The organism is Devosia sp. Leaf64, assembly GCF_001421945.1.
Lineage (GTDB): Bacteria > Pseudomonadota > Alphaproteobacteria > Rhizobiales > Devosiaceae > Devosia.
On record NZ_LMLO01000024.1, the window covers coordinates 148,572 to 172,909 of the forward strand.

Genomic DNA, 24,338 nt, shown 5'->3' on the forward strand with positions numbered 1-24,338 from the left:
AGCGACACATGTTTGCAGGCTGAATTGCCACGGACACTGTGCGCAATCATGATCAAAACTCGGTTAATGTAGGTTAGGCTCATCAGCGACGGGCGGCGGACTGCCCCATTTTCGAGACGACTTTGCGGATGTCGCGCTCGGTATCGCGGAGATGGAGGCGCATCGCTTCTGCAGCGGCGCGGCCATTGCCTTCGCGAATGCAATCGAGAATGCGCTGATGGGCGGCGATGGTGTCGTGGGGCGTGTGCCCGCGATCGACGTGGCCGCGCTGGCTGATGAAGAATCCCTCGCGGAGGGGCGTGGCCATGGCCTCGAACAAATATCCCAAAACACGGTTACCGCTCGCTAAGGCTACCGCTTCGTGAAAACCGAAGTCGGATGCGTGGAAGCGGATTTCAGCGGCCTCATCTGCGAACTCGTTGGAATCACCGAGGGCGTCGCGCATGCCCTGGAGGGCGCTTTCAATGGCGACGATGCCAGCGCGATTGGCACGTTTTGCGGCGAGCGTCGCCGATTGGACCTCCAAAGACAGACGTACCTCAACGAGATCGAAAAGCCCCTTTGGATCGGTGCGGACGATGCTCGTCAGGAAGTCGGAAAAGGCGGAGCCATCGGGCTCGCGGACGACGGCTTTTCGACCGCGCGAAAGCTCCAAAAGTCCGCGGCCAGCAAGGAGTTTTACGGCCTCGCGAATCGTCAGCCGGCTGACCGAATAACGCTCGGCCAATTCGGCTTCGCTGGGGAGGCTTTGGCCCGGCGTCAGCTCGCCCAGAATCTCCTGCGCAAGGTGATCGGCCACAGCGCTTGCCGCGCTCGTGTGATCGGCGCGCGCCTCATCACTCAACACACCCATGAAGCCTCCCAAGGTATCTGATACCTTTGACTCCCGCGTGCCGTTTTTCGGCTGGTTTTTGGCGGGGAGTCGCCTCGTTGTCATCCAGGGTATCGATGCAGGTTGCAACCAGCAACACCCTGAAAGCAGGGGTTCTAAGCCTAAATTTATATCTTCGACAATCGAAAAAATAACTATGCGGGAGGCAGCCCCGCTTTACATGCATATCTGATTATCCTAATTTCCCGCCCGTGGCCTTGGAAGGGCCGAGGCGGCTAACGAGCCGTCCGAGCAGGAGGACATCATGCAGTTTTCGTTCCTGACCCCGGCAGTGCGCCGGCAGGGCAGGGACAGTCCGTCCGGATGCGGTTTGAGCCGCGCCGGGAGCGGAGCCGGAAACGAATTGGCCCGATCGCCAAGCCACGCCGAACACATCAATCACCTCGAAAAATCTAAGGGAGTCGAGACGTGAAGGTTCTGAAATCAATTGCGACGCTGTTTGCCGCTGGTGCCCTGATGGCAACCGCTGCAACCGCCGCCCATGCCCAGGATAAGGGCCAGATCGGCATTGCAATGCCGACGCAGTCGTCGCTCCGCTGGATTTCGGACGGCAACGAGCTCAAGACCGCGCTTGAAGGCAAGGGCTACACCGTCGACCTGCAGTTTGCTGAAGACGACATCCCGAACCAGCTTGCTCAGATCGAAAACATGGTCACCAAGGGCGTCAAGGCTCTCGTGGTCGCTTCGATCGACGGCACCACGCTCTCGTCCGTGCTGCAGCAGGCCGCTGATGCCGGCATCAAGGTCATCGCTTATGACCGTCTGATCCGCGAATCGGGCAATGTCGACTACTACACCACCTTCGACAACTTCCAGGTTGGCGTTCTCCAGGCCAACAGCCTCGTGAAGGGCCTCAAGGAACGTTTCGCCGACACCAAGCCATGGAACGTCGAACTGTTTGGCGGTTCGCCGGACGACAACAACGCCTTCTTCTTCTATGATGGCGCCATGTCCGTTCTGCAGCCGATGATCGACTCGGGCGACATCGTTGTTAAGTCCGGCCAGATGGGCATGGACCAGGTCGGTACGCTGCGTTGGGACGGTGCTGTTGCCCAGGCTCGCATGGACAACATCCTCTCGGCCAACTACTCGGACGGCAGCCGCGTTGACGGCGTTCTCGCTCCCTATGATGGCCTCTCGCGCGGCATCATCTCGTCGCTCCGCGGCGTTGGTTATGGCTCGGGCGACCTCGCATGGCCGATCATCACCGGCCAGGACGCTGAAGCTCCGTCGGTGAAGGCAATCATTGCCGGCGAACAGTATTCGACCATCTACAAGGACACCCGCGAACTGGCCAAGACCACTGCCGACCTCGTCGACACCGTGGTTTCGGGCGGCACGCCGGAAGGTCTCGACACCACCACCTATGACAATGGCGTCAAGGTTGTGCCGTCGATCCTGCTGACCCCGTATGAAGTCGATGCGACCAACTACAAGGAACTGGTCGTCGACTCGGGCTACATCAAGGAAGAAGACCTGCAGTAATCACTGCGGTTTTTGAAACCAGGGGCTCCGCGGCAACGCGGGGCCCTTTCGAGATTGCACCGGATGGCCTCAGGGTGAGCTTTTCCAAGCACGGTGGCAGGCACGAAAGCCGGACACGGCCTCGTGTTTCGACAAGCTCAGAATGCGGTTTAACCACAGCGGCAGTCTCAATTCCGGTCCGTCGTGACGGCGGAGCGGCTTCTATCGAAAACAGGGACCAGTATGTCCAACACCATTCTTGAGATGCGCAGCATCACCAAGACCTTTCCAGGCGTGAAGGCGCTTTCGGACGTCAATCTCGACGTGCGGGAAGGCGAAATACACGCGATCTGCGGCGAAAACGGGGCCGGTAAATCGACCCTGATGAAGGTCTTGAGCGGGGTTTATCCGCACGGCACCTATGAAGGGCAGATCTTCTACAAGGGCGAGGAACAGCAGTTCCGCTCCATTCGCGACAGCGAACACAAGGGCATCGTCATCATCCACCAGGAGCTGGCGCTGGTGCCGCTGCTCTCGATCGCCGAGAACATCTTTCTTGGCAACGAGCAGGCGAGCAATGGCGTGATCGACTGGGACGAGACCCGTGACGGGGCGCGCAAGCTCCTCTCGATGGTCGGTCTCTCGGAAGACCCCGATACGCTCGTGACCAATATCGGCGTCGGCAAGCAGCAGCTCGTCGAAATCGCCAAGGCGCTGTCAAAGCAGGTGCAGCTCCTGATCCTCGACGAGCCGACCGCGTCGCTTTCTGAAAAGGACAGCCAGGCGCTGCTCGATCTCTTGATGGAATTCCGCAAGCAGGGGATCACCTCGATCATCATCAGCCACAAGCTGAACGAGATCTCGCGCATTGCCGACCGCGTGACCGTCATCCGTGACGGCCGCACCATCGAGACGATGGAAAACGAAGAGATTACCGAAGACCGCATCATCACCTCGATGGTGGGCCGGTCGCTCGACGATCGCTATCCGAACCGCGAGCCCAAGATCGGCGAGACGATCCTGGAGGTAAAGAACTGGTCGGTTTATCACCCCCAGCACCGCGACCGTCAGGTCATCAAGAATGTCGACATTACCCTGCGCAAGGGTGAGGTCGTCGGCATTGCCGGGCTGATGGGCTCGGGCCGTACCGAATTTGCCATGAGCCTTTTCGGCAAATCCTGGGGTCAGAAGATCACCGGCGAAGTCTTCATGCATGGCAAGAAGATCGATACCGGCACGGTTGGCCGCGCGATCCGCCACGGCATTGCCTATGCCACGGAGGACCGCAAGACTTTTGGGCTCAACCTCATCGATCACATCAAGAACAACACAACCATCGCCAATCTGCCGGGCGTATCGCGTTGGGGCGTGATCGACGATCTGGCCGAGCTCGATGTTGCCAATGACTATCGCAAGAAGACCAATATCCGCTCTTCAAGCGTCTATCAGACCGTGGGCAATCTTTCGGGCGGCAACCAGCAGAAGGTCGTTCTCTCGAAGTGGCTCTATGCCAACCCGGACGTGCTGATCCTCGACGAGCCGACGCGCGGCATCGACGTTGGCGCCAAATATGAAATCTACACCATCATCAATCAGCTGGCGGCGCAGGGCAAAGCCATCCTGGTGATCTCTTCGGAAATGCCGGAACTGCTCGGCATCACCGACCGACTTTACGTAATGAACGAAGGCCGCATCGTTGGCGAAATGCCGACCAGCGAAGCAAGCCAGGAAAAGATCATGCGCTCCATCGTGCGCGCTGAAGGAAAAGCATCATGACCGTTCAAACTGCACCGACCGGCGTTCCGGCCGATCAGACCAAGACCCAGGAGCTGAGCTTCTTCGGGGCCGTTCGCGCCAATATGCGCGACTATGGCCTGCTGCTGGCGCTCATCCTCATCATGGTGTTCTTCCAGTATTTCACCGCCGGCGTGCTCTTCAAGCCGGTGAACCTCACCAACATCATCCTGCAGAACAGCTACATCATCGTGATGGCGCTCGGCATGCTGCTGGTGATCGTTGCCGGCCATATCGACCTTTCGGTCGGCTCGGTTTCCGGCTTTGTCGGTGCTCTCGCGGCCATGCTCATGGTCGGCTGGCGCTTCCCGCCGGAATTGGCATTCCTCGCCAATCCGATCGTTGCCGGCATCATCTGTCTCATCGTCGGCGCGGCGATCGGGGCGGCGCAGGGCTATCTCATCGCTTACCACCGGATCCCCAGCTTCATCGTGACGCTGGCGGGCATGCTCATCTTTAAGGGCCTGTCGCTCGCAATCCTCGCCGGCAAGTCGGTTGGTCCATTCCCGGCTGAATTCCAGCTGCTTTCGGCTGGCTTCATTCCCGACGTGATCGGGCCGACCACGCTGGTTGCAGCCAGCGAAGGCGTGCAGCCGCTGATCCTCCACACGACGACCATGGTGATCGCCATTGTTGCCGTGGTTGCGACCGTGTTCTTCGCCATCCGCACCCGCGCCCGCCGCAAGGCTCGTGGCTATGATGTCGAGCCATTCAGCCTCTTCGTCGTCAAGAACCTCGTCATCGCGGCTCTGGTCCTGTTCTTTGCCTATATGCTGGCGTCCTATCGCGGCCTGCCCAACGTGCTCGTCGTCATGGGCATCCTCATTGCGTTCTTCGTGTTCCTCACCAAGCGCATGACCTTTGGTCGCCGCATCTATGCGCTCGGCGGTAACCTCAAGGCAGCTGCGCTTTCGGGCATCAAGACCGAACGCACGACCTTCTACATCTTCGCCATCATGGGTGCGCTCGCCGCGCTCGCCGGCATGATCTATGCGGCCCGCCTCAACTCGGCGACGCCAAAGGCCGGCCAGGGTCTCGAACTCGACGTGATCGCGGCCGTGTTCATCGGCGGTGCTTCGGCACTCGGCGGTGTCGGTGCTGTCGCTGGCGCAGTGATCGGTGCCTTCATCATGGGTGTGATGAACAACGGCATGTCGATCATGGGCGTCAACATCGACTGGCAGCAGATGATCAAGGGCGTGGTGCTGCTCGCAGCCGTGTTCTTCGACCTCTACAACAAGAACCGCTCCGCCTGATTTTCTCGGGCTTTCAGTTTTGGGCCGCCGGAGAGATCCGGCGGCCCTTTTTGTTTTCAGGCTGATTCAGGAAGGCGGGCGATCACCTTGATTTCAAAATCGAAACCGGCAAGCCAATTGACGCCGACTGCTGTCCAATTGGGGTAGGGCCTGGTGTCGAAATGGCGGGATTTGGCGGCCATCACTGTCTCGAACTGGCTTTCGGGATCGGTGTGGAAGGTCGTGACGTCGACAATGTCATCGAGGGTGGCGCCGGCGGCGGCAAGGACGGCCCTGAGGTTTTGGAAGGCGCGCTCGACCTGATCGGCAAAGTCAGGTTCGGCAGAGCCATCGGGGCGGGTGCCGACCTGGCCAGAAACGAAGAGCAGATCGCCGGAGCGGATGGCGGCGGAATAGCCATGGGCTTCATAAAGGGCGTGGCGTTCGGCGGGGTAGACGGGATCGCGGGTGGCCATGGAGGGCTCCAATCACTGGTTTGGGCGCGGACTTTCGGCAGCGCGCGGGATTTGATATACGAGGCGTATGTAATGAAATACGTGCCGTATGTCAAATTCAGATACGGTGCGTATGTGAATTGGGTTTGGGGATATGGCCAATAAGCGCATTGCGATGATGGAAGAAAACCGCGCCAAGTTGATCGCAGCGGGGCGGGCGGCTTTTGCCGCGAACGGTTATGCCGGGGCATCGATGGATGATTTGACGGCGGCGGCGGGGCTGACGCGCGGGGCGCTCTATCATAATTTTGGAGACAAGAAGGGATTGCTGGCGGCAGTGGTCGAAGAGATCGACGGCGCCATGGCGGCCAAGGCGCAGGCAATCGGCGCGAAGAAGTACGACCCGTGGGAGGGACTGCTCGCGGAGGGCGCGGCTTACATTGAGATGGCGCTCGATGCGGAAGTTCAGCGGATCGTCTTGCTCGATGGGCCATCGGTGCTGGGAGACCCGTCACAATGGCCGAGCCAGAATGCTTGTCTGCAGGCGACGCGGGCAACACTCGAGCGACTAATGGCTGAGGGCCGGGTCAAGCAAGTGGACGTCGAGGCGGCGGCGCGGCTGATCAATGGGGCGGCGCTGAACGCGGCGCTTTGGGTGGCGGCGAGCACTGATCCAGATGAGACGCTGCCGCGCGTGATCGGGGCGTTCAATGCGCTGGCGTCGGGATTGTTGACGCGGTCGGCGTAGCCGGCTGAGGCTGCGGAAAGAGTTGGGCTGCCCGTCAGTGAGACGAGCAGCCCGCTGTCTTTGCTAGGCCAGATCAGCGCGCGTCGGTGTTGGCGACGTCGAGGACCCAGGTGATGCCGAAACGGTCGGAGAGCATGCCGTAAAGCGGAGCCCATCCTGCGGCGGCAAGGGGTTGGACGATCGTGGCGCCCGCGGCGAGGGCATTCCAGTAGCGGGTGATTTCATCAGCGTCTGTGCCGTGAACCGAGACGAAGATCGGCGTGATGCCGGGATCGAACGGGCGGGCGGTGGGCACGTCGAAGGCCATGATGTGAAAACCGTCCGGACTGCGGACCTGACCGAATGCGACGTGATCGGCTTCTTCGGCTGGGAAGGTGGGATAGATCTGGCTGTGGGTCAGGATCATGACCTCGCCACCGAAGATCGACTGGTAAAAGGCCAGAGCCTCGCGGGCCTCGCCGCGGAAATTGAGATGGGTGGTGGTGGTGATGCTCATGGCGTCGTCCTTGCTCAAGTGATGACGCTGTTGTAGCGCTACCCAACTGACATTTTTCGGCAGTTGGACATGGCGCGATCCGATCGACTTTTGAGGCTGCTGCAAGCCATGCGCCTGATGCCGGCGCCGATCACCGCGCAACGGCTGGCAGAAGAGACAGGCGTGTCGCTGCGCTCGCTTTATCGCGATATCGACAGCCTGCGGGCGGCGGGGGCGCGGATCGAGGGCGAGCGTGGCTATGGCTATCGGCTGATCGAGGATTTTGCGTTGCCGCCGCAGACGCTGACGCGGGCCGAAATTGAGGCGCTGGTGTTGGGCTTGAGCGAAGTGCGCGGCATGGGGGACAAGGCGCTGGCGGATGCGGCGCGTTCGGCGCTGGCCAAGATCGCCGCGACCCTGCCCGACGAGGCGGAGCAGCAGGTGCTGCATGCCGTGTCGCTGGTCTATCGGCCGGAGCCGCGGGCGGTTGGTGTCGATCTCGAAATCTTGCGCGAGGCGGCATGGCGGGAGCGGGCGGTCGAGATAGCTTATGTGGATCAACATGGCGCCGAGAGCGAGCGGACTATATGGCCGCTGGCGCTGGTCTATACGGAGCGGACACTATCGGTGCTGGCCAGGTGCTGCCTCAGGCAGGATTTTCGGATTTTTCGGGGCGACCGGATGCGGGCAGCGCGCGTGACCGGAGAGAGTTTTAGGCCAAGACGCGTGGCATTGCTGCGGGATTATCTCGAGCAGTTGAGGGCTAAAGAGGGGGATACGACGTGAGGGGGCGGGGCGTCAGGTGACGCCTGAAGTGGTGATGGAAAGGCTGGCATTCGCGCAGTCAATTTCCGCGATAGCGCCATAGGGCAGGGTGAGCATCGGCATGGTGTGACCGAAGTCTAGGCCGGAGAGGACCGGGAGATTTGGAAGGCCGGTTTCGGCGAGGATATCGGTGACGACGGTTTCGAGTTGCTTTTGGTATGTCGGATCGCCCAAGGGGTCGGGGCGGGCGAGGAGGATGCCGCTAAGACGACCGAGGATGCCTTGGGCGGCATAATTGCGGAGCCAGTAACGGATGAACTTGTCGGGCGGTGCGTCCTCTGAGGTTTCGTAAAAGAGGATGGCGCCGTCCCACGCGTCGAGGCCTGGCCACCAGGCGGTGCCTTTGATCATTTCGAGCACTTCGGCGCAGCCGCCGATCAAGGGGCCGCGGGCGATGCCTGTGCCTTGGAGGATTTTGGGCGGGGCAGCGGGGTTGAGGGCGCGGGGTTGGGCTTGCGCGACGGGATCGGACCAATCGGTACGCTCGGTGGTCCAGCCCGCCGTGTTGACGGGGACAAGGCCAGGTGGATCGGGCGAGAACAACGTTTTGCGCAGACTATCGACCGTGTAGGCGTGCATGCCGCCGTTTTCGGCGAAACCGGCCATAATGCTGGGGCCGTAAAAGCTAGCGAGGCCTAAGGCACAGCAGGCGAGGTGGATGGTGGTCGTGTCGGAAAAACCCAGAAAGACCTTGGGATTGCGGCGGATGATGTCGAGATCGAGATGGGGGAGGAGGCGGATGGAGTCGTCGCCGCCGATGCTGGCGAAAATGCCCGCAATGCTGAGGTCGGCGAAGGCTTGATGGAGATCGGCGGCGCGCCATTCGGGGTGGGCGGCGAGGTCTTCGGCGGATGCCAGCGTGTGGGGCATGTCGACGACCTGGAGGCCGAAAGTCTTCTCTAACTGGTGTTTTCCCGCGGCATAACGCTGGGGCAGAGTGCCCGGGCCGCCCCATGATGGAGAGACGACCGCGATCCGGTCACCGGGCACGAGGCGGCGGGGCTTTTGGAGGGCGAGGGGCATCGGTCAACCTCAGGTTTGGCCTTGGCGCGCGGGTTCTCAGCCGGCGAATTCGACGAGGGTGTGGTCTTGGCCCACGAGTTCTTCGTCGATGATGGCCGAGATGACCGACCAATCGCCCTTGGCGAGGCCGGCGCCGATCTTGGGGTAGCCGATGCGTTTGCCGGGGAATTGGGTGGCGACGGTGTTCATGACGCTGCGGATGGCGTCGTAATCGGCCCGGGTGCCGTGGCCGCGGAAGTCGAACTGGGTATAGCCGTTGACGATCGTGAACTGGGTTGCGCCGCGCACAATGTCGGCGCTGGTGATCGTGCCGAGCTTTTTCCTATCGCCGGATTTGGTCTGTTTGTCGGCAGCAAAGGCTTCGGGGAACAGTCGCTTAATGGAAAAGGCAATGCCGGCGCCCATGGTGCAATAGCAATTGCAGCCATGAATGATGACGTCGAACTCGCCAGCAAGCGCCAAAGCCAGCAGATCGCCGCGAATGACTTTCATGACTGCTCCTCCCAACACGTCTTATGCGTGAGGGTATAGGGATATAGGCGGTGTAATCACTTGGGAAGTGAGGGATTACTCGGCAGGCTCGGCCTTGGCGTTGATTTCTTCGAACTCGCGTTCGAGGCGAGCTTCTTCTTCCGATTTGGGTTTCGAGAAGCGCGCGAGGAGGAGGTAGGCGACGGGGGTGAGGTAGAGGGTGGCGATGGCGGCGAAGCCGAGGCCGCCGACGATGACCCAGCCAAGGGCGGCGCGGGCCTCGGCGCCGGCGCCGGAGGCGAGGACGAGGGGCACGCCGCCGAGAATGGTGGCGATCATGGTCATGAGGACCGGGCGGAGGCGAATGTTAGAGGCCTGTTCGATGGCTTCGGCGACCGACATGCCGCGATCACGAAGCTGATTGGCGAATTCAACGATCAGGATGCCGTTCTTGGCCATGATGCCGACGACGAGGACGAGGCCGATCTGGGAGAAGATATTGAGGCTGCCGCCGGTGAGGAGGATGGCCCAGAGACCCGCGGCGACGCCGAAGGGGACTGTGGCCATGACGATGATGGCGCTCCAGAAACTTTCGAACTGGGCGGCGAGGACGAGGAGGATGATGACCAGCGCAAAGCCGAAGGTGAGGAAGAGGGCGTTGTTGGCTTCGCCGATGGTCTTGGCTTCGGCAAGCGGGATGATCGCCGTGCCCGGAGCGAGGAGCGGGGCGGCGATGGTCTGGAGCTGGGTGTAGGCGTCGCCGAGGGCGAGACCATCTTCGAGGCTGGCGGTGACCGTGACGGCGCGGCGCTGTTGCTCGCGGCGGAGGGACGGCGGCACCGGGGCTTCTTCAATGGTGGCGATGGTGGACATGGGGACGTAGCGGCCATCGCCGGTGCGGACGAACAGGGTTTCGAGATCGCGCGGGTCGTTGACCGGGTGAGAGGTCGAGAGCATGCGGACTGAATAGCTTTCGTCATTGATGAAGATGGTGCCGATATCGGAGCCATCGATCATGGCCTGCATGGCGGGTGCGAGGCCGTTGATGTCGATGCCGAGGGCCGTGGCGCGGGCGCGATCGACCGTGAGGGTCAGCTGCGGCTGGGTGGTATCAAAGTTGACCGAGACGCGGCCAAAGCGGCCATGTTCGGTGAGGGCATCGGAGATTTTTTCGGCGGTTTCGGAGAGGACCGCATAATCGGAGCCAGTGACGGCGAATTGGAGGCCGGAGCCGCCGCCGCGGATGCCGAGGCTATTGCCTTGGCTGACATTGGCGCGGACGCCCGGGACGTGGGCCATGAGGGCGCTGATCTCCGACGCGATCTGCTGCTGGCTGCGTTCTCGCTCGCCCCAGGGGGCAAGGGTGAGCGTGATCGAGCCGCCATTGCCCCAGCCGGAGAGGACGAAAATGGAGCGCACTTCGCCCGATTTCACATAAGGCTGCAGCATGGATTCGACTTCGGACAGGCGGGTGCGGACGAAATCGAGGCTCGCTGTGTTGGGGGCGTTGATGCGGAGATTAATGGCCGAGCGATCTTCGGACGGGGTGATTTCCTGGCGGAGGCTGCCATAGACGTAATAGGCCGAGCCCGCAAAGATCACGGCGACGAGGATGATGACGAGCGGGTTGCGGAGCGCGACGCGCAGCGTACGGCGATAAAGACCGGAGAAAAAGTGGCCGATCTTGGCGAAGGGCCCGCCGGTGTGTTCGCCCAAGGAGTTGCGCAGGAGGCGCGAGGCGACCATGGGGCCCATGGAGAGAGCGACGACGCCTGAAAGCAGCACGGCGATGGCGAGGGTATAGCCAAACTCGCGGAAGAGGCGGCCGCTTTGGCCTTCGAGGAAGGAGAGAGGCACGAAAACGGCGACGAGGGTGACCGTAGTGGCGACGACGGCGAAGAAGACTTCTTGCGTGCCGAGGACGGCGGCGGCGCGGGGGCCGGCGCCCATATGCTTCCGGCGCATGATGTTTTCGAGGACGACGATGGCGTCATCGACGACGAGGCCGGTGGCGAGGACGAGCGCCAGAAGGGTTATGATGTTGAGCGAGAAGCCTGCGAGATACATGCCGGCGACGGCGCCGAGAAGGGCGATGGGCATCGAAATGGCGGGCACGATGATGGCGCGCCAATCGAGGAGGAACAGATAGATGATGCCCACGACGACGACGAGCGCGACGATCAGCGCGATTTCGACTTCGTGTAGCGCGCCTTCGATAAAGACGGCTTCGTCGCTCGAAATGGTGACGGTGACGCCTTCTGGAAGGGACTGATTGAGCGTGTCGACGGCTTCGTGGACGGCGTGGGAGATCGAGACGGAATTGGACTGCGCCTGGCGAACGATGCCGAGGCCGATGCCGGGGCGGCCATCGGCGCGGATGGAGGAGGAGCTGGCGGCAGCGTCGAAGACGACGCTGGCGACATCGCCGAGGCGCGTGCGGCCATTGATGATGATGGCCTCGAAATCCTTGGGCTCGGTGATTTCGGAAATGGCGCGGACGGTGATGTTCTGGTTGGGGCCGTTGATGGAGCCGGCGGGGGAATCGAAGGCGATGGTCGAGAGCGCGTTGCGGATATCGGCGACGGTGAGGCCGTGGCTCGCGAGTTTTACCGGGTCGATATCGACCTCGAAGGCCGAGGTGCGGGTGCCGTATACTTGGACTTCGGCAACGCCTTCGACGGCGGCGAGACGTTCGGTGATGATGCCATCGACGAGTTCGCTAAGGCCAGCAATGTCGGTGTTTGTCGCGGTGACGGCGAGCTGCATGATCGGCTGCGCATCGCTATCGGCTTTGAAGATGGTGGGCGCTTCGACGTCATCGGGCAGGCTGCGCGTGACGCGGCTCAGGGCATCGCGGACGTCGGAGGTGGCGATGTCGAGATTGGTGTTTTCCGAGAATTCGAGGGTGACGCGGCTTTGGCCAACCGAGGAGCTCGAGGAAATGGCGGTGACGCCCTGAACGCGGGCGACGGCGCCTTCGACAATGGCGGTGACTTCACGATCGACGGTTTCGGCGGCGGCGCCGGTGAAGCTCGTGGAAACCGAAAGGACCGGACTTTCGACGCGGGGAAGCTCGCGCACTTCGATGCCGATGAGGGCGGCAAGGCCCGCCACCATGATGAGGGCATTGATGACGATGGCCATTACCGGGCGACGGACAAAGAGGGTGGCGAGAGCGCCGCCGCGTTCGTTCTTGCTGGCAATGGACATTTTTGTTCCCTCGGTGTCGGTGGGTGCGATGGGGGCTCGGCCTTTAGATAACCCCCACCTAGCCTCCCCCTGGTAGGGGGAGGGATGGCCGGTGGCTTACGGGTTTGTGGCTGCGGTTGTTTGGTCGGTGCCGTCCGGGCCTTCGAGCAGGGTGACGGTGGCGCCTTCGCTCAGTTGCAAAATGCCTTCGGTGATGATGGCGTCGCCGGGCTTGAGGTCGGCGCGGACGAGGACGCCGTCGCTGTTGCGCTGGATGATTTCGGCGGGAACGCGGGTCGCTTTGCCCTCGACATATTTCCAGACATAGGAGCCCTCGGCGGACCAGAGAATGGCCAGCGGATTGACGGCTGGATAGCGCTCGCCGGGGAAGGCGAGGGAGACGGTAAAGCTCATGCCGGCGCGGAGGGTGTCGTCGGGATTGGGGATTTCGGCCTGGACCTGCAGGGTGCGGCTCGCTGGATCGATGCGGGTATCGATGGCGGAAATGTCCCCGGTAAAAGTCTGGCCGGGGAGAGCGACGGCGGCGACGGAGACGGCCATGCCCGGCTCGATCTGGGCGGCATAGCGCTCGGGTACCCAGAAATCGATAAGGATCGAGGAGGTGTCGTCGATCGAGGTGACGGCGGTCTGGGCCGGGACGTAATTGCCGGGGGTGACGCGGATGAGGCCGACGCGGCCGGCGATGGGGCTCGTGATGGTGCGGCGCGAGAGGGCGACGTCGGCATTACGCAGTTCGAGTTCGGCATTGGCGGCGCTGAGCTGAGCGGCGGAAAGGGCCGTGCCGGCGACGACATTGTTGCTGGCGAGGCCCTCGGTGCGCGTCAGGGTCGCTCGGGCGTCCTCGACGGCGAGTTCGGCGCGGTCATATTCGATCTGTTCGGCGGCGGCATCGAAGCGGGCGATGATGGCGCCTTGCTCGACGACCTGGCCGGGGCGGACGGCGACTTCAGCGAGTTCGCCGCCGGCGGTTGCCGTGACCGTGACGGAGCGAACCGGGGTGCCTTCGCCGATGGCGGCAAGCGTGTCGTTGATATCGGCCATGGTGACGCCGGTTGTGATCACATTGGTGGCGCGAGGGGTAAAGCCGCCGGGGCGGCCACCGCCTCCGGGAGCGCCGCCACCACTGGCCTGGGCGCCCTGGCCGCCGCCAGGACGATTGCCACCCGGGCCGCCGCCTTGCTGCGGCGCAGCTTCGGCTTGCGGGCCAAAGGGCAGGGTGATGCCTGCATCGGACAGGGTTTGATGGGCGCCAGGGGCGAAGAAGAGCCACGCCAGCGCGGCAGCCACGAGAATGACGATCGAGGCGACAATCTGCCGGATCAAACCAAACCTCAAACTGTAAACGGGAAAAACACCGTTACGGTAACAGGTTGACCGGGCGTGTTAAATTAAAATGCGGAAAGGTTTCGGGATTGTGAGGGGTAGTGGCACACCCTCGTCCTTCGAGACTTCGCAAAGGCGAAGCACCTCAGGATGAGGGCTACTGGACTATTCGAGACCTAGCTTTCGACTTCGGCGTCGGGGCGGGAGCCCCATTCGGCCCAGGAACCGTCGTAGACGGCGACAGATTTGGCACCGGCTTGTTCGAGGGCGAGGGCGAGGGTCGAGGCGGTGACGCCGGAGCCGCAGGAGGTGACGATGGGCTCGGAGAGATCGACGCCGCGCTCGTCGAAGAGCGCCTTGAGGGCTTCGGGGGATTTGAGCATGCCGTTTTCGGTGAGGAGGCTCACCGGGACGTTGCGGCTATTGGGGATGTGGCCGGAGCGGAGGCCGGGACGTGGCTCGGGGGCTTCGGCGTGGAAGCGCGGGGCGGGGCGGGCGTCGAGGATCTGCGCCGTTTCGGTCTTGCTGAGGTCGTTTACGGCACCAAAATCAACGACGCGATCGGGATTGAATTGGACCGTGAAGGTGGCCGGGGCCTTGGTCTTGTGGCCCGCTTCGAGCGGGCGGCGTTCGGCGCGCCATTTGGGGCCGCCGCCTGAGAGGATGCGCACGTCCTTGGCGCCAAAGGTCTTGAAGGTCCACCAGACGCGGGGGGCGCTGAAAAGGCCGAGTTCGTCATAGATGACGATGGTCATGTCGCTGCCAACGCCGAGCGCGCCGACCATGCGGGCGAAATCTTCGGGGGCGGGGAGCATGTGGGGCAGGTTGGAGGACGTATCGGCGACGCCATCAATGTCGAAATAGACCGCGCCGGGGATGTGGCCGGCGAGATATTCGGCTTGGGCATTGCGCGAGGCGTTGGGCATGTGCCAGCTCGCATCGACCACGGCGATGTTTGGATCGCTCAGATGTTCCGCCAGCCATTCAGTTGAAACGAAAAGGCTTTCCATCACGCGATTCCTCATTGCTGTGGGGGGACAATGGCGCCGCGCCGGGCGGCGGTCAAAGGGTAAATCGACGCGGGAGGTATGCGTGGGGGACTAACCTCTCTCCAGGTGGTCGCACCGATATCTGGGGATGGGTCCCGGCTTTCGCCGGGACGACAACCTGTGGACGTGGGGGCGTAGGTGCTTCATGCGCCGAGGGTGAGGAGGTCTTTTTGGGCGAGGTGGAGCGTGACGGTGTCGCCGCGTTGGAGGGGGCTGGTCTGGTTGTTAAAAGTGTCGATGTTGACGAGCGTGCCGCCGATGTCGACGCGGAGGCGTTGGACGGAGCCGAGGAAGTGGAGATCGGCGATAGTTCCGGTCAGCGTGAGGTCGGTTTCGGGGCGGGGGGCGAGGGAGATGAGCTCGGGGCGGATGGCGCGTTCGCCCGAGGTGGCAGCTAGAACGCCGGCGGGAAGCGTGTTGAGTTGGCCGACGAAGGTGGCGACGAAGCGGGTGGCGGGGCGATTGTAGATATCGTGGGCGGCGCCGAGTTGCTCGATATTGCCTGAGTTCATGACCACGATGCGATCGGAAATGGACATGGCCTCTTCCTGATCGTGGGTGACGAAGACGGTGGTGATGCCGAGGTCGCGCTGAATGGCGCGGATTTCTTCGCGGAGGGAGACGCGGATTTTGGCGTCGAGCGCGGAGAGGGGTTCGTCGAGCAGCAGGAGACGCGGTTTTGGCGCGATGGCGCGGGCGAGGGCGACGCGCTGCTGCTGGCCGCCGGACATTTCATAGGGGTAACGCTTTTCAAAGCCGGGGAGGCCGATCAGCTTGAGCATCTCATCGACGCGGGCGCGTCGCTGGTCGGCGGGCATGCCGGCGATTTTTAAGCCGAAAGCGATGTTTTCGCCGACGGTCATATTGGGGAAGAGCGCATAGGCCTGGAAGACCATGCCGAGCTTACGCTGATTGGGCTTGAGATGCGTGATGTCTTCGCCATCGACGCGGATGGTGCCGGAGGTGGGGCGCTCGAAGCCGGCGATCATCCTGAGGATCGTGGTCTTGCCGCAACCGGAGGGGCCGAGGAGTGAGATGAACTCGCCCTTGTCGAAGGCAAAATTGACGCCTTTGACGACCGTATTGGTGCCGAAGGATTTGACGAGGTTCTGAACTTCGAGAAAGGCGGGCATGTCAATCGGTCCGGGCGGAAGTGCGGGGGGCGAAGCGGCCGAGCACGTTGATCATGCCCATGGCGCCCCAGGTGATGATGAAGGAAATGATGGCGAGCGCGGCGGGCTCATAGGCCCGATTGGTGCCGATACCCACGAGATAGGGGCCGAAGGCAGGGCGGTTGAGGAGGCTCGCAATGGTGAATTCGCCGATGACAATGGCGAAGGTCAGGAAGGCGCCAGAGAGGATGGCGACGAGGATATTGGGCAGGATGATATTGCCGATGATCTGGACCTGGCTGGCGCCCATGATCTGCGCGGCTTCGGTGAGGGTGCCGATATCGATGGTGCGCATGCCGTTGTCGACCGCCCGATACATATAGGGCATGGCGAGCATGACATAGGCACAGGTGAGGAGGATATCGGTGCCAAGGATGGAGCCCGTGAATGGAATCAGAGAACTTGAGCCGTAAAGGCGGACATAGCCATAGACCAGCACCAGCGCGGGGATGACCAGCGGCAGGAGGGTAACGAATTCCATGAAGGGGCGCAGCCAGGGCATGCGCAAGCGGACGAAATAAACCGCAGGCACGACGACGAGGATGCCGACGATAATAGTGAAGACGCCGACGCTGAGGGAATAGCCGAAGGTCGCGTAAAATTTCGGATCGGAGAAGACCGAGACATAGGCGTCAAAGGTGTACTCGTTGCGGCGCATGCGCAGCGAGAAGATGAAGGTTGCGAGCAGCGGAATGAGGAAATAGGCGGCGCCGAGCGAAACGATGAGCCAGGGCCAGAACTTTTGGGCCTTCATTTCATCCACCTTTCGGCACGCGCGGCGACGACGAGATAGATAACGTTGGCGAAAGACGTGATGAGGATCATGCCGACGGCCAAAGCGGCGCCGAGGCCGGGATTTTGCAGGGCATCGCCGCGGATCTGATTGTAGAGCAGCACGGTGACGATGTTGAGGTTGGAGCCGGTAAGCGCCCAAGCGGTGGCGATGGCGCCGAAGGCATTGGCAAAGAGTAGGCTGAGGGTGCCCAGGAAGCTCGGCCAGAGAATGGGCAGGCCGACATAGCGCCAGAATTGCCAGGGCGAGGCACCGAGCGTCTGGGCGGCTTCGTTCCACTCCTTCTTGAGGCCGTCGATCGCGGGAGCGATGGTCAGCATCATCAGCGGGATCTGGAAATAGAGATAGGTCAGCGTCAGGCCCCAGAAGGAAAAGAGGCTGAAGCCAGCGCGGTAGAGATCGAAGCCGAAGACATCGCGCAGGATGATGGTGACGAGGCCGATGCGGCCGATCGAGGCGATGAAGGCAAAGGCGAGGGGCACGCCGGCGAAATTGGACGCGACGCCAGAAAAGGTCATGACTGCGGAACGGAAGCCGGCGGGCAGCTTGCCGCGAATGATCGCGAGAGTGATGGCAAGGCCGATCAGCGCGCCGAGAATGGCGGAGGCGCCGGAGACGCGGATCGAAATCCAATAGGCGGCCATGATCTGATCGGTGAACAGGCCGGCGATGTTTTCGAAGGTGAAATTGCCCTCGCGATCGGTAAAGGCGGCGCCGAGGAGGGAGAGCGTCGGCAGGAAGAGGAACATCACCGCGAAGAGGACGAAAGGGAAGACGGCGAGGCTGTCCCAGTGGATGCGGCGTTTGGCGTTAGATGCGCTCATGGTGCTTGGGGCGACCCCCTCCTAGCCTCCCCCTGGGAGGGGGAGGGACCGCGCAGTGGATGTGGCGCGATTTTGCCTCGAACTCGATGTGGCTCCTCCCCCTTGTGAGGGGGAGGATGGGTGGGGGTGCTGCAGCCCAGTTCACCGGCTGTCATCCCGGCGAAGGCCGGGATCCATCTTGAGATTTCAGGATGGGCCCCGGCCTTCGCCGGGGTGACATTCAGTGGGTTGAGCAACAACAGTCAGTTTACTGAACACTCGCGCCGACGGTGGAATCCCAGCCGCCGGTGATGGTGGCCTTGTTGGCGTTCTGCTCTTCAATCGAGGGGAACACGGCCTTGGCGTAGTTTTCGGCGGCCGGGAGCTTGGCCATCAGGTCGGCTGGTAGGACGCCAGCGTCGGACATGGCGTTGAAGCGGATCGGGTGGCAGTAGCCAGCGAGCCAGCCGAGCTGACCTTCGTCGGAATAGAGGTATTCCATCCAGAGTTTGGCAGCGTTCGGGTGGGGTGCGAAGGCCGAGATGGCCTGGACGTAGACGCCGGCGACGACGCCATCGGACGGCACGACGACTTCGATCGGTGGGTTGCCGTTGAGGTTGTCGCGGGCGGCCAGAAGGTTGTAGTCCCAGTTGATCGCGATCGGGGTCGTGCCCTGAGCAATGGCGGCAGCTTCAGCATCGACGGGGACGAAATTGCCCTTGTCGTTGAGCGCCTTGAAGTATTCAAGGCCAGCTTGGGCGGCAGCATCCTGAGCGGCACCGGTCGAGAGGCCAGCGGCATAGACGGACATGATGGCGTTGTTGGCGGTACGCGGATCACCAGCCAGAGCCACGGAGTTTGCGAACTCGTCCTTGTTCAGGTCGGCCCAGGTTGCCGGGTTTTCGCCGGTGATGATGTCCTTGTTGATGCCAAAGGCGAGGACGCCATAATAGTCGCCATACCAGAAGCCATCGGCGTCCTTGGCATCGTCCGGAATTTCGTCCCAGGTCGAGACCTTGTAAGCCTGGAGGAGGCCCTCATCCTTGGCCTGCGGGCCGAAGGCGAGACCGATATCGAGAACGTCAGGAGCCTGCGGGCCGGTATTGCCCTTGTTGGCGCGGACGGCTTCGAGCTCGTCTGCCGAACCGGCATCGGGGTTCAGTTCATTGACTTTGATGCCGGGATACTTGGCCTTGAAACCTTCGATCACGCCGCCATAGTTGCACCAGGAATGGGGCAGGGCGATTACGGTGAGCTGGCCTTCGGTCTTGGCGGCGTCGTAGAGCGCGGTCAGATCGGCCTGGGCGAAAGTCGGAGCCGCGAAGCTGAGCACATTGAGAAGCGAAACCGATGCGGTCAGCGCAGACTTGAACGTCATTCTTTGTCTCCCTGAATGAGCAGTCGCTCGCCCTCCCCAAGGAGAGCTGGTGCGAACGGGCGAGGGAGTAGAGACGTCAGATGACAGTGCAATGACATATTGGTGACGGTGCGGAGTCGCCCACAGAGGGGCGATAATGGCCGCAACATCAATCGATTGCGCTCATCTGCCCATCTGCTCGCGTCCTCCCAGCCGCACGGTGAGATTGCCCAATTGTGACAGTCTCGTCCAGATGGTCAAAGTATCGTCGCGGGGAGTAGATGCTAATCATTGGAAGTTATCTTTGGCGATAAGCTTCCCGCTACAAAGATCGTATTGAAAAAAGAGAGGCCTGAAGTGGTTGATGACGATCAACCGCGTTGTGCAAACGCCTTCCTTCATCTCCAGCCGATAGATCCACTCCGTCCCGTTCTGTTCGACAAGTTCAGCAGAGCCATTGTCGACCAAGTCGTTAAGAATGGGTCGTGGAAATTCGATAGGCAGGATGTATGTTTCTGCAACCACAGGCAGCCCTGCAAGTGAGGCCGTGGCAAGCGCAAATGGCAGCATAATTTTGCTATATTCTTCAAACCATCCTCCAGGTTTATTTCAGACTAGAAAAGCGGTCACTGTTCGTCCAGCGCTCAATTCCATCTCGACTTTTCCATTGGCGGACGTGAAGCTTAGCCCGACTAACAATTCGAGAGCCTCTCCTCATGGCCTATGGCGTTCATGCCTATGCGGATGATCCGCGTAATGCTTCCATTCTGATTGCCGTCAATGACCAGTTGATGCCGCGCGACAAGGCGGTGGTATCGGTGTTCGATTCTGGCTTCGTGCTCGGCGACGGCGTTTGGGAAGGGCTTCGGCTCCATAAGGGCGGGATCCCGTTTTTGTGGGCGCATCTGGAGCGGCTCTATGAGGGGGCGAAGACGCTCGATTTTTCGGTCGGCTTAACGCCGGACGAATTGGTGAAGCGGATTTTCGATTGTCTTGCTGCCAACGGCATGACGGATGGTGTCCATATCCGCCTCATGGTGACGCGCGGGATCAAGGCGACGCCTTATCAGGATCCGCGGGTGACGATCGGGGATGCGACCATTGTCATCATCCCCGAATACAAGGCGCCTTCGGCAAAGCCCGATGGGATTTCGCTTTTTACCTCCACGATCCGCCGCACGGCGCCGGATATGCAAGACCAGAAGCTGAATTCGCATTCCAAGCTCAATTGCATTCAGGCCTGCATCCAGGCGGCAAAGGCAGGGGCGGACGAGGCGCTGATGCTCGATCCGCAGGGTTTTGTGGCGACGTGTAATTCGACGCACTTTTTCATCGTGCGGCGGGGCGAGGTCTGGACGTCCACGGGGGATTATTGCCTCGGCGGGATTACGCGCGGAAACATTATCCGGGTGGCTGAGGCTGCCGGGATCACCGTGCGGCAGAAGAATTTTTCGCTGACCGATGTCTATGGCGCGGACGAAGCTTTTGTGACGGGGACCTTTGCGGGGCTGACCTCGGTGCGCGAGGTGGATGGCCGGAAAATGGGACATCCGCTGAAGGGGCCGGGACCAATTCCTGGAGAGATGACGGCGCGGCTAGCCGGGCTTTATCGGGACCTGATCGAAGCGGAGACCTTTAGGCCATGAGCGAAGTCATGCGAATTGCCATGTGGTCGGGGCCGCGAAATCTTTCTACCGCGATGATGCGGAGCTTTTCTTCGCGGGCGGATAGCTTTGTCAGCGACGAACCGTTTTATGCGGCTTATCTGAAGGCGACGGGGATCGTCCATCCCATGCAGGAAGAGGTCCTTGCGTCGCAGCCGCAGGATCCTCAGGCGGTGGTCGACTATATCCTCGGGCCTGTGCCGGGCGGAAAGTCCGTCTGGTATCAGAAGCATATGAGCCACCATATGATCGAGGGGTTTCCGCTCGACTGGATGGACAAGGTGACCAATGTTTTCCTGCTGCGGGCGCCGGAGCGGGTGCTCGCGTCATACGCGCAGAAGCGGGAAAGCGTAACGCTGGCCGATATCGGTTTCGAAGGGCAGGCCATGCTGTTCGATCGGGTGGCGCAGCGGACGGGGAGCGCGCCCGTGGTGGTCGATAGCGATGATATCAGGCGCGATCCGGAGGGGACGCTGCAGGCGCTTTGTGCGGCGATCGAGCTTGCCTGGGACCCGGCCATGTTGCGCTGGCCCAAGGGCGCGCATCCGGAGGATGGGGTCTGGGGGCCGCATTGGTATAATGCGGTTTACAATAGCACTGGGTTCTCGCCGCCGGATGAGATCGGGGCGCTCCCGGGGGAGTTGGCTGACATCGCGGATGAGGCGCGGCCGTTTTATGAGCGGATGCGAGGGTTTAGGCTCGGGGCGTGAGGTTTTGAGCCAGGGCCGAAGAAGGCCCCCTCACCCGGACTGCCATGCAGTCCGACCTCTCCCCAAAGAGAGAGGTGTCGCTGCGCGACCAAAACGCTTCTTCTTCAGCTAAAACAAAGGCGCGGGGCCGGAGCTTTCGCGGAGGACGAGTTCGACGGGCCAGAGTTCGTGGATTTCGCTGACGGGTTTGCCGCCGAGGAGCTGAAGCAAGAGTTCTGCGATGCGGGACCCGGCTTGGCGGATCGAGGAGCGGGTCGTCGACATGGTGGGGTACATGTTGTCGGCGTTGAGATAGGGGAAGACGTCGTCGTGGGCGATCATCGAGACGTCGGTACCCAATGTCATGCCGGCCTGGCGGATGGCGCGGAAGACGCCGAGGGCGGTCATCATCGAGCCGGCGAGGAAAGCGGTGGGGCGGGGGCGCAGTTCGAGCATGGATTGGGCCATGCGGAAGGCGACTTCGTCGGTGAATGCGGTATTGCCCATGAGTGCGGGATCGAAGGCGACGCCGCGGGCGGAGAGGGCGGCCATGTAACCGAGTTCGCGGTGTTCGGCGAAGGTACGGCCTTTGACGCCATTGAGGAGCGCGATGCGGCGGTGGCCGAGATCGAGCAGGTGGCTCGTGGCGCGTTCGAGGCCACCGGTATTGTCGATATCGAGCCAGGCGACGGGGCGGGTCGCATTGGTGCGGCCATGAAGCACGAAGGGGATTTTGAGATCCATCAGCAGCTCGGCGCGCTCGTCGTTGAGCGTCGGCGAATGGAGGATCATGGCATCGACGCGCTGGCTGGCGGCGAGGCGGCGATAGGCGGCGAGTTCTTCCTGCTGGCTTGCAACGGTCGTGACGACGATGTCGATGTCTTGTGTTGCCATGCGGCCGCCGAGGCCGGAGAGAAATTCTGACATGTGGGGGCCGAGCTCGTCGGCACCGCGCAAGACCATCCCCACGGCGCTAGCGCGACCTGTTGCGAGGCGTAGGGCGCTGGCATTGGGGCGATATCCGAGCTCAAGCGCAGCCTCGGAGACGCGCAGGCGCGTGGCCTCCTTGACTTCAGGATAGCCATTGAGCGCGCGACTGACCGTCGTCTGCGATAGGCCGAGATGCTCGGCGAGCTCCTTCAATCTCATAGCGCTCGTGGCCCAGCTGGTGCGGCATCCGGCTTTAAAAGCCTTTGGTTTGCCGCCCCATTAGGGCAGGCCAGCCTCTTTGACCAGAGCCTTGGCCCAACTCCTCCAAAGTCCATTCAAAGCGATTTCAATTTTGGATGCAAGGGTGTCCAAAGTTTCAAATTGTTTGAGGTGCGTACGTCAGCGTAGATTCAGCCAAATTTACGACTTCGAGGCTCTGAATTGGGATAAGTGGCTGACAAATAATGCTAAAAATAAGGTTCCATCAAAAAAGGTAAAAATACGGCATTGGTGCTGCTTGACAGTTTTCCGGCGCTCTGGTTCTTTTTCGTTCAAAGCGCTTTGAAAACGTGCCCGGCAAATGGGTGTGGCAAAGGGCTTTGGGGGAGATCAGGTCTGGCCTGGCGTATGGCACCGGGCGTGCCTTTATGTCTCCCCGGGCAAAATTCTTTTGGGAGGACTTCCGATGATGTTGAACAAGCTGCTCGTTGCGATGATGGCGAGCGTGACGCTGGTGGGCGCTGCACAGGCTGCCGATCTCTCGATCGTTTCGGGCGATACCGGTAATGGCCTGGCATTCCTGCGCAGCCAGCTCGACAAGTTCGAACAGCAGACCGGCAACAAGGTCACTGTTGTGCCGATGCCGTCTTCGACCACCGACCAGTTCGGCCAGTATCGCCTGTGGCTCGCTGCCGGCAATGCCGATATCGACGTCTACCAGACCGACGTGATTTGGGCTCCGCAGCTTGCCGAGCACTTCACCGATCTGACCGAAGCGATGAAGGATGTCGTGGGCAACCACTTCCCCTCGATCATCGAATCCCAGACCGTCGACGGCAAGCTCGTCGCCATGCCGGCGTTCACCGACGCTCCTGCGCTCTACTATCGCAAGGACCTGCTTGAAAAGTACGGCAAGTCCGTGCCGACGACCTGGACCGAGCTTGAAGCCACGGCCAAGGAAATCATGGATGCCGAACGTGGCGCCGGTGCTTCCGAACTCTGGGGTTTCGTGTTCCAGGGCAATGCCTATGAAGGCCTGACCTGCGACGCTCTCGAATGGGTCGTGTCGAATGGCGGCGGCCAGATCATCGAGGCCGACGGTACGATTTCGATCAACAACGAACAGGCTGCTGCCGCGATCGATCGTGCTGCCGGCTGGGTTGGCACGATCGCGCCCGATGGCGTCCTGGCCTATATGGAAGAAGAAAGCCGCGGCGTGTGGCAGCTCGGCAATGCCGTGTTCATGCGCAACTGGCCTTATGCTTATGCACTGAGCAATGGCGAAGACTCTGCCGTGAAGGGCAAGTTCGACGTCGCTCCGCTGCCAGCCGGTGACGGCGAAGGCGCTCGTTCGGCTGCAACGCTTGGCGGCTGGAACATGGCCGTTTCCAAGTATTCTCCGGATCAGGAAGCTGCAATCGAGCTCGTGAAGTATCTGGCTTCGGAAGAAGTGCAGAAGGAACGCGCGATCAACCAGTCCAACCTGCCGACCATTCCAGCGCTCTATGAAGACAAGGATGTGCTTGCCGCGTCGCCCTTCATGGCGAACTGGAAGGCCATCTTCGAACAGGCCGTGCCGCGTCCGTCGGCTCCGACCAAGACAAACTATAACGAAGTCTCTTCGATGTTCTGGAGTGCGGTGCACGAAACGCTTTCGGGTAACGGCACTGCTGCCGAAAACCTCGAACTGCTCGAGGCCGACCTCAACGATCTCAAGGGCGACGCCTGGTAAGTCCTCCCGGCAAGC

The 24,338-nt window shown here is 61.5% G+C and carries 22 protein-coding genes; 8 read left to right on the forward strand and 14 right to left on the reverse strand.

Going from position 1 to position 24,338, the window contains the following annotated elements; all coding sequences use genetic code 11:
- Positions 1 to 82: 82 nt before the first annotated feature.
- Complete coding sequence (locus tag ASE94_RS18360; protein WP_061910338.1) at positions 83 to 853, reverse strand: FadR/GntR family transcriptional regulator; 771 nt, start codon at positions 851 to 853, stop codon at positions 83 to 85.
- Positions 854 to 1,309: 456 nt separating this feature from the next.
- Between ASE94_RS18360 and chvE the strand changes: the two genes are divergently transcribed.
- From chvE to mmsB, 3 genes are all read left to right on the forward strand, one after another.
- Complete coding sequence (gene chvE / locus ASE94_RS18365; protein ID WP_061910805.1) at positions 1,310 to 2,377, forward strand: multiple monosaccharide ABC transporter substrate-binding protein; 1,068 nt, start codon at positions 1,310 to 1,312, stop codon at positions 2,375 to 2,377.
- A 222-nt stretch (positions 2,378 to 2,599) separates the two neighbouring features.
- Positions 2,600 to 4,132, forward strand: a complete 1,533-nt coding sequence (gene mmsA / locus ASE94_RS18370) for a multiple monosaccharide ABC transporter ATP-binding protein (RefSeq protein ID WP_061910339.1) — start codon at positions 2,600 to 2,602, stop codon at positions 4,130 to 4,132.
- Positions 4,133 to 4,215: 83 nt separating this feature from the next.
- Positions 4,216 to 5,406: a multiple monosaccharide ABC transporter permease gene (gene mmsB / locus ASE94_RS18375; RefSeq protein WP_244484286.1), complete on the forward strand. Its 1,191-nt coding sequence runs from the start codon at positions 4,216 to 4,218 to the stop codon at positions 5,404 to 5,406.
- A 56-nt stretch (positions 5,407 to 5,462) separates the two neighbouring features.
- Here mmsB and ASE94_RS18380 read toward each other — a convergent pair whose 3' ends face one another.
- Positions 5,463 to 5,861: a RidA family protein gene (locus ASE94_RS18380; RefSeq protein ID WP_062631543.1), complete on the reverse strand. Its 399-nt coding sequence runs from the start codon at positions 5,859 to 5,861 to the stop codon at positions 5,463 to 5,465.
- A 133-nt stretch (positions 5,862 to 5,994) separates the two neighbouring features.
- Between ASE94_RS18380 and ASE94_RS18385 the strand changes: the two genes are divergently transcribed.
- Positions 5,995 to 6,588: a TetR/AcrR family transcriptional regulator gene (locus tag ASE94_RS18385; RefSeq protein WP_062631544.1), complete on the forward strand. Its 594-nt coding sequence runs from the start codon at positions 5,995 to 5,997 to the stop codon at positions 6,586 to 6,588.
- Positions 6,589 to 6,661: 73 nt separating this feature from the next.
- On the opposite strand, the gene ASE94_RS18390 is transcribed toward ASE94_RS18385, so the two are convergent.
- Positions 6,662 to 7,084 (reverse strand): VOC family protein, encoded by a 423-nt coding sequence (locus tag ASE94_RS18390; RefSeq protein WP_062631823.1) that lies wholly within the window; start codon positions 7,082 to 7,084, stop codon positions 6,662 to 6,664.
- 69 nt (positions 7,085 to 7,153) lie between these two features.
- On the opposite strand from ASE94_RS18390, the gene ASE94_RS18395 reads away from it, so the two are divergent.
- Positions 7,154 to 7,849, forward strand: coding sequence for a YafY family protein (locus ASE94_RS18395; RefSeq protein WP_062631545.1), 696 nt, complete (start codon positions 7,154 to 7,156; stop codon positions 7,847 to 7,849).
- A gap of 12 nt (positions 7,850 to 7,861) precedes the next feature.
- Here ASE94_RS18395 and ASE94_RS18400 read toward each other — a convergent pair whose 3' ends face one another.
- The 10 genes from ASE94_RS18400 to ASE94_RS18445 form a co-directional block, all read right to left on the reverse strand.
- Positions 7,862 to 8,911: a S66 peptidase family protein gene (locus ASE94_RS18400; RefSeq protein ID WP_062631546.1), complete on the reverse strand. Its 1,050-nt coding sequence runs from the start codon at positions 8,909 to 8,911 to the stop codon at positions 7,862 to 7,864.
- A gap of 36 nt (positions 8,912 to 8,947) precedes the next feature.
- On the reverse strand, positions 8,948 to 9,403 hold the full coding sequence (locus ASE94_RS18405) for a macro domain-containing protein (protein WP_061910353.1): 456 nt from the start codon (positions 9,401 to 9,403) through the stop codon (positions 8,948 to 8,950).
- A 75-nt stretch (positions 9,404 to 9,478) separates the two neighbouring features.
- Entirely contained in the window at positions 9,479 to 12,592 is a 3,114-nt protein-coding gene (locus ASE94_RS18410) for an efflux RND transporter permease subunit (protein WP_062631547.1), read from the reverse strand.
- A 96-nt stretch (positions 12,593 to 12,688) separates the two neighbouring features.
- Positions 12,689 to 13,915 carry an efflux RND transporter periplasmic adaptor subunit gene (locus ASE94_RS18415; RefSeq protein WP_062631548.1) on the reverse strand — a complete coding sequence of 409 codons (1,227 nt, stop codon included), beginning with the start codon at positions 13,913 to 13,915 and terminating at the stop codon, positions 12,689 to 12,691.
- Between the two features lie 176 nt (positions 13,916 to 14,091).
- Entirely contained in the window at positions 14,092 to 14,925 is an 834-nt protein-coding gene (gene sseA / locus ASE94_RS18420) for a 3-mercaptopyruvate sulfurtransferase (protein ID WP_244484203.1), read from the reverse strand.
- Positions 14,926 to 15,107: 182 nt separating this feature from the next.
- The gene (locus tag ASE94_RS18425; protein WP_062631550.1) at positions 15,108 to 16,097 is read right to left on the reverse strand and encodes an ABC transporter ATP-binding protein; all 990 of its coding nucleotides are present in this window, start codon (positions 16,095 to 16,097) and stop codon (positions 15,108 to 15,110) included.
- 1 nt (position 16,098) lies between these two features.
- Positions 16,099 to 16,890 (reverse strand): ABC transporter permease subunit, encoded by a 792-nt coding sequence (locus ASE94_RS18430; RefSeq protein WP_062631551.1) that lies wholly within the window; start codon positions 16,888 to 16,890, stop codon positions 16,099 to 16,101.
- Positions 16,887 to 17,753 (reverse strand): ABC transporter permease subunit, encoded by an 867-nt coding sequence (locus tag ASE94_RS18435; protein WP_062631552.1) that lies wholly within the window; start codon positions 17,751 to 17,753, stop codon positions 16,887 to 16,889. The genes ASE94_RS18430 and ASE94_RS18435 overlap by 4 nt, the downstream gene beginning before the upstream one ends.
- Before the next feature lie 247 nt (positions 17,754 to 18,000).
- On the reverse strand, positions 18,001 to 19,110 hold the full coding sequence (locus ASE94_RS18440) for an ABC transporter substrate-binding protein (protein ID WP_062631553.1): 1,110 nt from the start codon (positions 19,108 to 19,110) through the stop codon (positions 18,001 to 18,003).
- A gap of 267 nt (positions 19,111 to 19,377) precedes the next feature.
- Positions 19,378 to 19,659, reverse strand: coding sequence for a hypothetical protein (locus tag ASE94_RS18445; RefSeq protein ID WP_062631554.1), 282 nt, complete (start codon positions 19,657 to 19,659; stop codon positions 19,378 to 19,380).
- A gap of 146 nt (positions 19,660 to 19,805) precedes the next feature.
- Between ASE94_RS18445 and ASE94_RS18450 the strand changes: the two genes are divergently transcribed.
- Both ASE94_RS18450 and ASE94_RS18455 read left to right on the forward strand, forming a co-directional pair.
- A complete protein-coding gene (locus ASE94_RS18450) occupies positions 19,806 to 20,735 on the forward strand; it encodes an aminotransferase class IV (RefSeq protein ID WP_062631555.1) in 930 nt (309 codons plus the stop codon).
- On the forward strand, positions 20,732 to 21,463 hold the full coding sequence (locus ASE94_RS18455; protein ID WP_200913708.1) for a hypothetical protein: 732 nt from the start codon (positions 20,732 to 20,734) through the stop codon (positions 21,461 to 21,463). Before ASE94_RS18450 ends, ASE94_RS18455 begins: the two co-directional genes overlap by 4 nt.
- Positions 21,464 to 21,571: 108 nt before the next feature.
- Here the strand turns inward: ASE94_RS18455 and ASE94_RS18460 are convergent, their stop codons facing one another.
- Complete coding sequence (locus ASE94_RS18460; RefSeq protein WP_061910372.1) at positions 21,572 to 22,591, reverse strand: substrate-binding domain-containing protein; 1,020 nt, start codon at positions 22,589 to 22,591, stop codon at positions 21,572 to 21,574.
- 466 nt (positions 22,592 to 23,057) lie between these two features.
- Between ASE94_RS18460 and ASE94_RS18465 the strand changes: the two genes are divergently transcribed.
- A complete protein-coding gene (locus ASE94_RS18465; RefSeq protein WP_062631556.1) occupies positions 23,058 to 24,323 on the forward strand; it encodes an ABC transporter substrate-binding protein in 1,266 nt (421 codons plus the stop codon).
- The last annotated feature ends 15 nt before the right edge of the window (positions 24,324 to 24,338 follow it).